This window comes from Rothia mucilaginosa, assembly GCF_964210535.1.
In the GTDB taxonomy this organism is placed as follows: domain Bacteria; phylum Actinomycetota; class Actinomycetes; order Actinomycetales; family Micrococcaceae; genus Rothia; species Rothia mucilaginosa_F.
Genome location: NZ_CAXOMR010000003.1, coordinates 65,846 through 76,963, shown reverse-complemented (window position 1 = coordinate 76,963; position 11,118 = coordinate 65,846). Strand labels below are relative to the sequence as shown.

Genomic DNA, 11,118 nt, shown 5'->3' with positions numbered 1-11,118 from the left:
GTGAGCTCTGTATGGTCAATGCGCTCAAGGCACACAGGGTCATTCAATATTCTACGGGCTTTAGGGTTCGACAGGTGTTCAGTACCGGGGCTTCTTCATCACGAATCAGCTACCGGGCGCCTCTCCCCCGCTCACCTTTAGCTCGTCTTATTGGGGCTATCCTCAGCAAAAAGCGGAATCAACTCCGGTTCACCGGTAGAACGCGGCACATTATAGGTGTGCAGGGTCTTCTCCATAATCTTGGAGAACTCAGCCGTCGTACCGTTCGCACCCACGCTACCCTCAGGACGCTGCATGGTCACCGCCACCAAGAACTGCGGGTTCTCAATCGGCGCCACACCAATAAAGGACGTCGTGTTGCCGTCGTAGCCGCCCTTCTCACTCGGAGTTTCCGCAGTACCGGTCTTACCGCCCACGCGGTAGCCGGTCACCTTCGCCGGACGGGCGTGGCCTTGCTCCACCACATTCTCCATGAGAGTCAGGCAGGAAGCGGCAGTCTCCTCGCTGACCATGCGTTCGCCAGGCTCTACGGCACGCTTATGTTCGGTACCGTCGGCGTCAATGATCGCGTCCACAATGCGCGGCTTCAGACGAACGCCCTTATTGCCCAGCGCCTGGAAAATCATGGCGGTCTGCAAAGGAGTCTGCGCAACACCCTGACCGAACAGCACAGTGTACTGCTGACGGCCATCCCAATCACGCCAATCAGCGATTATACCCTGCTCCTCACCGGTCAGCTCAATGCCGGTAAACTCGCCGACGCCGTACTTCTTCAACCAGTTGTAGCGCTCTTCCTTGCTGAGCTTCTGACCGACCAGCACCGTACCGGTGTTCATCGAGTCATGAATAATGCCCGAGAAAGTACGCCGCTGCGCCCCGTGCTCAAACGCATCCTTGAAAGTCTGGCCGTCAATCGTGAGGGTCGCGGGCACGTCATACACGCTCGTCGGGGTGGTCAGGCCCTGCTCAATCAGCGCCGAAGCAGTTAGCATCTTCTCGGTCGAACCGGGCTCCACGCTCTGCGAAATAGCGCGCGGGGTCATGTCCGCCGCGTCCTCAATGGTTGCCGCGCCCGGGTCCATCGTGGAGGAATCAGCAAGAGCCAAAATGGAGCCGTCACGCACATCCATAACAATGGCGGTACACCATTCAGCTTTCAGCTCCTCGGCGCGGGCACGCACCACCTGCTGCGCAAAATACTGCACATCACGGTTAATGGTTAGGCGAATATTCTTACCGTCCACCGCCAGGCGCTGCTCTTCCTTCGCTACGGGGATACGCACGCCATCAGCGCTAATCTCGTAGGTGCGCTCACCGGGGGTACCGGCAAGCTCCTTCTCAAAGACACGCTCAATGCCCACGGAGTAGTTACGGGACACCGTACCGCCCGTACCGTTGCCGTCTGCCTCTTCAACAATGTTGTACTTACCGACCACGGAACCGCCCACACTACCGTTGGGGTACAGGCGCTGAGAGAACGCCTCACCGTAGATGAAGGGCGCACCCAGGGCATCAATCTTATTGAAAATTTCCGGGGTGATATTTGCTTTGATCACCGAGTACTTTGAGGTGCCGTCCAGCTTGGACTTGATGAACTCGTCGGTAATGCCCGGGTCAACGGTCTTGAGAATATCGACCATCTCGTACACCAGCTGGTTGGGGGTGACCTCAATCTTCTGGGTGCGGTCCTCGTTGTAACGCTTGAAGGTCGCCACGGCACTCTGATCAGCGGTCAGGTTATAGCGCTGCACAGTACGCGCCATGACATTGCCGTTGATATCCAGAATCTGGCCGCGCACAGCAGGCAGCACCTGGGAGCGCAAACGCTTCTGACGGGACGCATTCGCCACCGCACCGGGATCAAAGCCCTGGCGGATAAACAGATTCGCACCAATGACGCCCAGAGCACAGGTGGCAGCGGCGCCGGCGACAAAGCCACGGCGGGTCAGGTCCGGCTGACCGGATGCCGATTCGTTCGCGTTCTTACGCGCGTCGGAGCTCATGCGGTGGTCCTTTCGCTGGTCTAGTCTATCGGTGATGCTACGCATCCTGTGGTCAGTGTTGTTTATCGTGCGGGCTGGCTTGCCGCGGGGCTAGCTGCGGGCTGCTGAGCGGCGCTCGGTGCGGCGGAAGCAGCCGGGCTAGCAGGGGCGCTATTCGCCGGTGCGGGGTTGGCCTGCTGAGCGGGGTTAGCCTGCTGCGCGGGGCTTGCCGAGGCGCTTGCAGATGCCTTTGCCGTAGCGCTCGCCTGGCTGTGTCGCTGCTGAACAGACTTGTCAGCATCCACAATGCCCTTGGCGTAGCTTTCTTCCGAACCCGCTGCCGGCGGCGAAATCAGGTTCTCCTGCTTGGATCCTTCAATACCGGTGGGGCTTGCAGCCGGGGCGGGGGTGCCCTCAATCGTGGAAGTCTGCAGGTTCAGGGTCGCCTGCGAAGAGCTCACAAACATGCCCAGGGTACTGGCGCGTATCGCCAAATCCTGCGGGGCTTCCTTGAAACCAATCTCCTGCTGCAGCGCCTGGTTCTCCTGCACGAGGCGCTGTTCTTGCGCGCGCAAATCCACCATGTCGTACTGGCGGGTCACAATCAGCACATTGAGCAGCAGAATAAAGACCAGGGTCAGCGGGATTGCCGCAAAAACAGCGAGCATGGTCGGCGGGCTGAGCTTACGGGCTCGACGACGCACCGTCGACAGTGGGTGACGCGACTTCGGCTTCTCCTCGCGGGTCTCCTCGGTACGGGCTGCCGCACGAACGCTCGAGGGCACGCGGCTCGCATTCGTCGAGGTGCGCTTACCACCGTGTGAAGCCGCGGTGCTGGCGGGACGAACCACCGGCTGGGTTGCGGTGACCGGCTCCAGACGCGCGGTGCGGGTACGACCGGAGTGAGCTCGGGTGGAGGCGCGGCTCGCCCCGGTCGATGCGCCAGTAGAGGATGCACGGGTAGAGCCAACGGCGCCGGGGGTACCGGCGGCAGGGCGCGAGGAACCGGCGCGTCGACTCCGCGGGGCGCCCTGGGTGCGGGTGGGGCGCGGGGATGCGTGCTGGGTGCTCACTCTTCTTCGCTTTCTGTCTTCTACTTGGCGGGGATGCGGATCTTCTCGGCGGCGCGCAGCTTGGCACTGGCGGCGCGAGAGTTCTGTTCGATTTCCTCGTCGGTAGGCGGTTCGGCGCCGCGGGTAATGATTTTGACGGTGGGCTTGTGCTCTTCAAGCTCTACCGGGAAGCCCTTGGGTGCCTTGGAGGTTGCCTCTGCGGTCAGTGCCCTCTTGACGATTTTGTCTTCGAGGCTGTGGTAGCTCATGGCGACGAATCGGCCGCCGAGGTTGAGCGCCTCCAGGGCTGCCGGTACGGCGCGTTCGAGGGCTTCCAGTTCGTGGTTCACTTCGATACGCAACGCCTGGAAGGTACGCTTGGCGGGGTGGCCGCCGGTACGCTGCGCGGCGACTGGCACAGCCTTCTGGATAATGCGCACGAGCTCACCGGTAGTTTCCAGGGGTGCGTTGGCGCGGGCGGTGCAGATGGCGCGGGCAATACGCGACGCGAACTTCTCTTCGCCCCAGTTGCGGATAATGCGGCGCAGCTGGTCTTCGCTGTATTCGTTGACGACGATGCGGGCGGTGAGCTCGTCTTCGGAGTTCATGCGCATGTCTAGGGGCGCATCGTAGGAGTAGGCGAAGCCGCGGGTGCGTTCGTCCAGCTGCATGGAGGAGACGCCCAGGTCCATCAGGATGCCATCAATTCCCTGCACGCCGGCGGTTTCCATGGCGCGGTCAATTTCGTCGTAGACGGCGTGGACGGGTACGAAGCGGTCACCGAAGCGTGCCAGACGCTCACCGGCGATGGCGTGCGCCTGCAGGTCGCGGTCAATGCCGATGAGTACAAGGTTTTCGAAGCGTTCAAGCAGCGCCTCGGAGTGACCGCCCATGCCGAGGGTACCGTCAATAACGTAGGCGGTGCCGCGCTCCTCAACGGCGCGTTCAATACCGGGTGCCAGCAGGTTAATGCAGCGGTCCAGCATCACGGGCACGTGACGTTCGCTGGCTTCACGCTGGGAGAGGTTCTCAATGGATGCGCCGGTCACCTTAGCGGCAGAGCCGGATGCGGTCGTACCGGTTTCGGGGGCGTGGTCTACGCTCATGGGTGCTCCTGTGAGAGTTTGTCCTGCGGGGTGGCTTACGGAAGAGTAGTGCGGTGGTGATAGAGAGAAGCCGGGCGGTAGCCGTCACGCCGGCGGGGATGCCGACTAGAGCAGCGGGCTGAACGGGTCCTCGTCGAGGGCAGCGAATTCAGCTTCGGTGCGGGCAAGGTATTCCTCCCAAGCGGCTGCATCCCAGATTTCTGCGCGGGTTCCGGATCCGATGACGACGAGGTTGTCGCTCAGCCCTGCGTATTCGCGCAGTATCGGCGGGATGGTGATGCGTCCCTGCTTGTCAGGCAGTTCGTCTGAGGCTCCTGAGAGGAAGACTCGCAGGAAGTCTCGGGCGGCTCGTCCGGGCAGGGGCGCGGTGCGCATCCGCTCGTGGATGCGTTCAAATTCTGCGGCGGGGAAAACGTACAGGCATCGTTCTTGACCGCGGGTCAGAACGAGGCCTGCAGAGAGTTCCTCACGGAATTTTGCGGGAAGGATGATGCGTCCTTTGGCATCCATTCGTGGTGAGTAGGTACCTAAGAACATTCACTTCACCTCCCCGATGTGTGCCGTTGTACTGAAAGTCTGCGGGAGCGGGGTTGCTCCACGGTCCTTGGAGGTGCGGGTGGGGGCGGATGTGCCGAGCCCCGCACCTTCGTCGTTTGCTTGAGGGCACGGCGATAGGACTGACTTTCAGCTTTCCTCTCCACTTTACCCCACTTTCCACCACCTACCCCACCCGGCAGAGTATCTTTTAGTGTTTTTATGCTCTCTTCTGCATTTTTAACGCTGGCGCACAGCTTCTGCACAGCTTCGAGCGTGCAGGCGCTCAGCGCTGTACCCTCATCATGCTTGCCACGCACTGGCTCAACTACAGACTCAATGGCTACAGACTCAATGGCGAGGTCGATCGCGGCAATCAGCAGCTCAGTCCACCAACCTCTAAAGCACCCGTCTATCACTAGTTCGGGCATAGAAAAAGCGGAAGGCAAGAGAATTCTTACCTTCCGCTTGTGAAGTCTTGTTGAAGTCTTAAGACCCTAGAGAGCACGGATGCTCAGCCGCGAGAAAACTATTGCAACAAAGCAGTATTAGAACTGACCGTTATTGCGCTCGTCCCAGCGGTCCTCCAGACGGTTCATGAAGGAGGAACGCTCCTTCTGCTCACGCTGACGCACACGCGCTGCACCCTCTGCCTTACCACCCAGGAAGGAATCCACGGGGGTCTTCTTGCTGGTGGTTGCGAAGTACACGCCACCTGCCGCGAAGAGGAAGCCGAATACACCCAGCCAAATCATATTGGACGCGACCGCACCAATAATGATGCCCAGGCCAATGAGGACGAAGAGAATACCGAGAGCCAGGTGGCGAGCGCTGAAAACCGGCGCGGTGTTACCGGTCGAAGACATGGAGGAGGCAAAGTGCGGGTCCTCATTGCTCATGAGTTCTTCGAGCTGGTCCAGAACCTTCTGTTCACGCTCGGACAGTGCCATCGTTTTCTCCTTTGAGGTGTCGCTACTCAAGATGACGTCGGTATCAGCCGGGTTAGCTAGTGCATCAGCTGGCGCTGGGCGCGCCTCTTCCCGTCGTATATTTCCGGTCGTATGCTTCCCATCGTACCGCGCGGAGTGGGGTTGGCGCATGCTTTTTTCGGGCAGAAGCTCTTTATGACCTCTTTTCGTCAATGCTCTTTTCATCAATGCTCTTCTCGGGTGCGGTAACTCCGGAAGCGGGTTTGAGGCTTTCCTGCGAGTATTTGCGGTGAATCGCGTCCATGACGTGCTCAACCTCGGACCATCTGCCGCTCTTCACGAGGCGGGCACCAGGTCTCGAGCGGGCACCGTTCTCCGGGCTATTGCCCGCTCCCCCGCCGCCTCGTTGTGCGGAGGCGTTTTGCGAGGAGGCAGTTTGTGCGGACCGTGAGTTTGCCCCGCTCTCGATGGAGTCGAAGAGAGTTTGTTGTACCCCGTCTTCTGCGCGGGCGAGCTTTTCAGCGCGCACTCCGATGAGTCGCAGGGCGCGTGGCGCCTCCTGACCCACCAGAATTTCATCTGCTCGCAGGGCTTCCAACGCCAGGGAGGCGATCTGTATGCCGGAGTCCACGGGCACGTTTAGTGGGATAGCGCGGGTGTGCGTTTCGAAGGTGCTGTAGCGGATTTTGAGGGTGAGCCCTCCGGCGAGTTTCCCCGCGGATCGCAGGCGCTTTCCCAGCTTGAGACTCAGCTCCCGAATAGCAGCGCTCACCTCCTGGGCATCGGTCGTATCCGTCTCGAAGGTGTGCTCGCCACCCATGCTTTTCTCTTCGCGCTCGGTGATCACGGGGCGTTCGTCAATGCCGCGTGCCATGGCCCAGAGGTGCTCACCCTGGGCGGTGCCGAAGCGTTCTTTGAGCCAATCCAGGCTCATGGACCTCATCTGGGCGATGGTGTGAATACCGTATCGGGAGAGCTGCTCGGTACTTTTGGCGCCCACTCCCCACAGGTCGGAGACTTTTCTCGGGTCAAGAAATTCTTGAACGCGTTCGGGTGGAATGACCCACAGCCCATTCGGTTTACTACCGGTGGACGCCATTTTGGCGAGTAGTTTATTGGGTGCCACCCCCGCGGAGGAGGGCAGGGAGAGCTCCTGCGCGATGCGGTCGCGAGCGCGCTGCGCCAGGGCGACGGGGTCTTGGCCGTGCAGGTAGGCGCCGGTGAGGTCTACGAAGGCTTCATCCACGCTGACCTGCTCAACGTAGGGGCTCAGGTCGTGAAGGATTGCCATGACGGCGCGGGAGTAGTGGCGGTAGTCGCCGCGCAGCGGCAGGACGGTGGCGTTGGGGCTGAGGTTCCGGGCGCCACTGAGCGGCATGCCGGAGCGCACTCCGTGGGCGCGCGCCTCGTAAGAGGCGGAGCATACGACCGAGCGGGGACCCAGGGGCGCCACGATAATGGGCTCACCGCGCAGAGCGGGGTTTTCGAGGAGTTCGACGTTGACGAAGAAGGCGTCCATGTCCAGGTGCATAATGACGCGGCCCCTCCTTGCGCCGCTGTTCTTGCCGGTTCGCGTCTGCCCCATGTCGCCTCCTCTCATAGCTTCTACGCCCGCCTACCGAAAATATAGCACATTTCTACGAACAATAGGGGCAATATATCGTAAACGTGTTCGCAAATGCGTTCTCTTGGGCTTTTCTCCACTAAGCTAGAAGAAGTGCACACCGCACGGCATCAGGACCGTACATAGCGACCATCAGCGAGGATAGTATGACTCCCCCTTCTCCTTCCGGAGCACCCACTCCCCAGGCGACCGAGAGCCTCACCGTAGCGGCACCGAATATCCCGGCGACTTCTGCGCACCTCGCTGAGCGTATTGCTGAAGAGCAGCGAGCCTACCTGCACGCTTTTGACACTCTCATGGCTGAGTTTTTTACCCGCCAGCGTGAGCTGCTCGAGGGCATTTCATCTGAGACTCTACCCCTGCTGGAGGCTATTGAGTCCCTCTCCACCGGCGGCAAGCGCCTGCGTGCCCTGTTGAGCTACTGGGGTTGGCGAGGTGCCGGCGGCGCACCCGTAACCGAGAACCGCGCATCCTGGTCTATTGTGAAGGCCGGCATGGCGGTGGAGCTGTTCCAGACCTCCGCACTGATTCACGACGACATTATCGACCGCTCCGATACCCGCCGCGGCGCTCCCTCCGTGCACAAGCGTTTCGAGGCGGCGCACGAGCAGAATGGTTGGCGCGGTGATGCTTTCAACTACGGTCTGACCGGCGGTATTCTTGCCGGCGATCTGACCCTGGCGTGGTCTGCCGAGGTTTTCGCGTCCCTGGGTGAGGGCGCAATCTATGGCGCTCCGGCGCGCACCATTTTTGACCGGATGCGCACCGAGGTTCTGGCGGGTCAGTACCTGGACGTCTACTCCGAGGTTCTCGAAACCGAGGACGCCCAGGCGGCTCTGCAGCGTGCCCTAAACGTGATTCGCTTCAAGTCCGCCAAGTACTCCTGCGAGCACCCCTTCACGATTGGTGGCGCTCTGGCTTTGCAAGCTGCCGCACTGGAGAACAGCACCGGTGCAGTGAGCGAGCAGCACCCGGTGCTGGCTAGCTACCGTGCCTTCGGCCTGCCGCTCGGTGAGGGATTCCAGCTGCGCGATGACGAGCTGGGTGTGTTCGGTCAGCCCGAGGTGACCGGCAAGCCTGCCGGCGATGACCTGCGCGAGGGTAAGCGTACCGTGCTGGTGGCGCTCACCTCCGCCGCTATTTCTGAGGGCGAGGCAGCGCTCCTGCACGATAGCCTGGGCAACCCTGACCTGAGCGATGAGCAGGTGGAGCGCATCCGTGAGTTGATGATTTCTTCGGGTGCTTTCGCCAAGCACGAGCAGCTGATTGAGCAGAAGTCTCAGGCGGTGTTTGAGACGCTGGAGGCGATGAACCTGGACGAGCTGGTGCATGCGGCTCTGACCGATATTGTAGGTCGTGCACTGCGGCGCAAGGCCTAGAGGTTCAGCACAGTTATAAACGTTAAATAAGTTGAGGCGGCATACCGAAGTATGCCGCCTCAACTCTTGAGTTATAGTACCGAGCCGGTATTACCGGGCTAGTATTACCAAGCCGGTATTACCAAGCCAGTGCCTGCGCGCGGCGACGAATCTCAGTCTTGCGACCGTCGATCAGTGCGTCGATCGGGCGGCCGGGCAGGGATTCGTCGTTGGTGTACAGCCACACGATGGCTTCTTCATCGCTGAAGCCGGAATCCTTCAGGACCACGAGGGTGCCCTTGAGGGATTCGAGCACGCGCGAGCCGTTCAGGAACAGCGCGGGAACCTTGCGCACGTTGGTTTCCGGGTCGCGCAGAGCGATGAGCGTACCGTCAGAAATCAGGTTGTGAACGCGGGTCACCTTCAGGTCGAGGGCCTGCGCAATTTCGGGGATAGTTACCCAATCGCCAACGAGGGCGAAGGTCTGAACAATATTTTCGTTAGTCACCTTTTAAGAGTGCCAGAGCTGGCACGTATTTACCACTTTTGACCCGCCGCAAGTTCGGCGCCCCTCCCGGATTCTTTCGTTCTTGCGTGCTGCCCGCTGTTCATGCGTTGGGGTCGGAACCGCAGCGCTTCTTAAGAGTTCGCTGAGTGTTCACCTGCTCGGTGCTCTTTGGCATCGCGTCTGCCCAGGTGGGCGGGCTAAAATGTTGAGACGTATGAATACTCCCAGCCCACGCCGGATTTCTCCCGTGACCCCCCGTTCTTCTAATACTTCTGTTCCTCCCGCCACTCGTCCCGCTGCCCCGGATACCGCTATTGGTTCTTCGCAGTGGCTCAGTGGCGCCATTATTGAGGGGCACTACCAGGTGGGTTCGCTCATTGGCCGCGGCGGCATGAGCGAGGTGTATTACGCGCTGGACCTGTGGTCGAATAACCCGGTCGCGCTCAAGGTCCTCTCCCCCGCCCTCGCTGAGGATGCGGCAAACCGCCAGAAGTTCCACCGTGAAGAGCGTTCGATGCGCCAGGTGGGCGGCGGCGGGCATACGGTGGGCGTGATTTCTTCGGGTACCGAGTATTTTTCGGGTCAGATGGTCATGTATATCGTGCTCGAGTACGTGCACGGTTGTACCCTGAGCCAGCTGTTGCGTGTGCGTAACGCGCTTTCGCTGGGTGAGGCGCTGGACATCCTCATTCCGGTGGTGGAGGCGCTCTCCGAGGTTCACGCGAACCGCTACCTGCACGGCGATATCAAGCCGGGCAATATTCTTCTCGACGCTAACGGCCAGGTGAAGCTCACGGACTTTGGTCTTTCCCGCCGTGACGATCAGGTGGATGCGGGCGCCCCCATGGGCACCCCCGCCTACGTGGCGCCGGAGGTTCTGGATCCGAAGGTGAAGGTCGGCGCGCAGGCTGATATTTTTGCGCTCGGCGTGATGATGTACCGCATGCTTTCAGGTCGTCTGCCCTTTGTGGGTCTGGAGAATGACCAGCAAGTGCTCTATCACAACGCCAACATTGAGATGCCCGCGCTGACCGATGTCGCGCCGGGTGCGGACCGCGATATTGCGGGGCTGATTTCGTGGTGTACCCGCAAGCAGCCTCACGCCCGCCCGGAGGATGCGACCGAGCTGTTTACGGCCCTGCTGGAGATTTCTGAGTCGTTGGGTGAGTCTGAGCGTGCTTGGCGTGCCCCCTCGTGCCCGGAGCCGGAGCTTCCTCTATGGGAGGCTGTTGCCGATATTGCGGAGCGTAGCGGTGCCGCGCAGATGGTGCGTAACACCCCGATTAGTGCTTTTAGCGATGCCCGCGATCTGCTCGCCTACGATGTCTACTCCCCCGACAGCCTCGTGTACGATGCCTCGACGGCGGGTCAGGGCGTGCACCTTGCCGACGTGGATGCTGAGGACTCCGTGCTGAACCGCCAGGGCATTCCGCCTCTGGTGAGTTCCGCCTCCGATGATGACGAATCTGACGGTGTCGAATCTGACGGTGACCAGGAGCACGATGGTGCAAAGGGCAAGTCCGGTAAGCGCGGCATAGGGTCGTTTATGGGCCGCCGTGCCTCCGCGGCGAAGGGCCCGCTGACTCAGTCCGTCGGCATTGGTCCGCAGACGGAGCAGGAGTTCATCTCGGCTAACGGCGAGTACGCCCCGATTCACGCGGAGCGTTCCTTGAACCCCTCGGGTGCGCGCCGCCCGAAGTCTAAGGGGTCGGCGAGCGCCGCTGAGGCTTCACCGGATGAGGAGACCGTTTCTTCACAGGAATCCGAGCAGTCTTCGCAGAAGGATCCTCGCCTGCCCGCTAAGCAGTTTAGGACTCCGCCCTCTGGTATGGCGGTGGGCGGCTGGGCTCTGGCGCTCATTCTGCTGGGTATGGGGTCGAGCTTCACCGGCTGGTGGCTTGCGACCTCGCTCGTGCAGTCGCAGTGGTGGCGCAATATTGAGGCGTTCCTGACCTTCTAAACTTTGTCTTCGCGCTACATACCGCGCGCAGGTTAAAAGCAATTGCCCGGGTCTTCACTCAGTGT

The 11,118-nt window shown here is 60.9% G+C and carries 9 protein-coding genes; 2 read left to right on the top strand and 7 right to left on the bottom strand.

Going from position 1 to position 11,118, the window contains the following annotated elements:
• Positions 1 to 137: 137 nt before the first annotated feature.
• The 6 genes from AB8C10_RS02155 to dinB all read right to left on the bottom strand — a co-directional run bounded on the left by AB8C10_RS02155 (position 138) and on the right by dinB (position 7,188).
• The gene (locus AB8C10_RS02155) at positions 138 to 2,003 is read right to left on the bottom strand and encodes a peptidoglycan D,D-transpeptidase FtsI family protein (RefSeq protein ID WP_070543344.1); all 1,866 of its coding nucleotides are present in this window, start codon (positions 2,001 to 2,003) and stop codon (positions 138 to 140) included.
• Positions 2,004 to 2,065: 62 nt separating this feature from the next.
• Complete coding sequence (locus tag AB8C10_RS02150; RefSeq protein ID WP_368866690.1) at positions 2,066 to 3,055, bottom strand: amino acid ABC transporter ATPase; 990 nt, start codon at positions 3,053 to 3,055, stop codon at positions 2,066 to 2,068.
• A gap of 20 nt (positions 3,056 to 3,075) precedes the next feature.
• Positions 3,076 to 4,140: a 16S rRNA (cytosine(1402)-N(4))-methyltransferase RsmH gene (gene rsmH, locus AB8C10_RS02145; RefSeq protein WP_070600421.1), complete on the bottom strand. Its 1,065-nt coding sequence runs from the start codon at positions 4,138 to 4,140 to the stop codon at positions 3,076 to 3,078.
• A gap of 105 nt (positions 4,141 to 4,245) precedes the next feature.
• Complete coding sequence (gene mraZ / locus AB8C10_RS02140; RefSeq protein ID WP_368866689.1) at positions 4,246 to 4,677, bottom strand: division/cell wall cluster transcriptional repressor MraZ; 432 nt, start codon at positions 4,675 to 4,677, stop codon at positions 4,246 to 4,248.
• 545 nt (positions 4,678 to 5,222) lie between these two features.
• A complete protein-coding gene (locus tag AB8C10_RS02135; protein ID WP_005506566.1) occupies positions 5,223 to 5,624 on the bottom strand; it encodes a DUF3040 domain-containing protein in 402 nt (133 codons plus the stop codon).
• 172 nt (positions 5,625 to 5,796) lie between these two features.
• Positions 5,797 to 7,188, bottom strand: a complete 1,392-nt coding sequence (gene dinB, locus AB8C10_RS02130; RefSeq protein ID WP_368866688.1) for a DNA polymerase IV — start codon at positions 7,186 to 7,188, stop codon at positions 5,797 to 5,799.
• Positions 7,189 to 7,373: 185 nt separating this feature from the next.
• On the opposite strand from dinB, the gene AB8C10_RS02125 reads away from it, so the two are divergent.
• On the top strand, positions 7,374 to 8,606 hold the full coding sequence (locus AB8C10_RS02125; protein ID WP_368866687.1) for a polyprenyl synthetase family protein: 1,233 nt from the start codon (positions 7,374 to 7,376) through the stop codon (positions 8,604 to 8,606).
• 118 nt (positions 8,607 to 8,724) lie between these two features.
• Here the strand turns inward: AB8C10_RS02125 and AB8C10_RS02120 are convergent, their stop codons facing one another.
• Entirely contained in the window at positions 8,725 to 9,093 is a 369-nt protein-coding gene (locus tag AB8C10_RS02120) for an Rv2175c family DNA-binding protein (RefSeq protein WP_368866686.1), read from the bottom strand.
• A 247-nt stretch (positions 9,094 to 9,340) separates the two neighbouring features.
• Between AB8C10_RS02120 and AB8C10_RS02115 the strand changes: the two genes are divergently transcribed.
• Complete coding sequence (locus AB8C10_RS02115) at positions 9,341 to 11,053, top strand: serine/threonine protein kinase (RefSeq protein WP_368866685.1); 1,713 nt, start codon at positions 9,341 to 9,343, stop codon at positions 11,051 to 11,053.
• Positions 11,054 to 11,118: the final 65 nt, after the last annotated feature.

Bases quoted from the DNA above. Each gene is read 5' to 3' on its own strand.
- mraZ (WP_368866689.1), bottom strand. From the start codon at position 4,677: ATGTTCTTAGGTACCTACTCACCACGAATGGATGCCAAAGGACGCATC.
- AB8C10_RS02155 (WP_070543344.1), bottom strand. From the start codon at position 2,003: ATGAGCTCCGACGCGCGTAAGAACGCGAACGAATCGGCATCCGGTCAG.
- AB8C10_RS02125 (WP_368866687.1), top strand. From the start codon at position 7,374: ATGACTCCCCCTTCTCCTTCCGGAGCACCCACTCCCCAGGCGACCGAG.
- dinB (WP_368866688.1), bottom strand. From the start codon at position 7,188: ATGGGGCAGACGCGAACCGGCAAGAACAGCGGCGCAAGGAGGGGCCGC.
- rsmH (WP_070600421.1), bottom strand. From the start codon at position 4,140: ATGAGCGTAGACCACGCCCCCGAAACCGGTACGACCGCATCCGGCTCT.
- AB8C10_RS02135 (WP_005506566.1), bottom strand. From the start codon at position 5,624: ATGGCACTGTCCGAGCGTGAACAGAAGGTTCTGGACCAGCTCGAAGAA.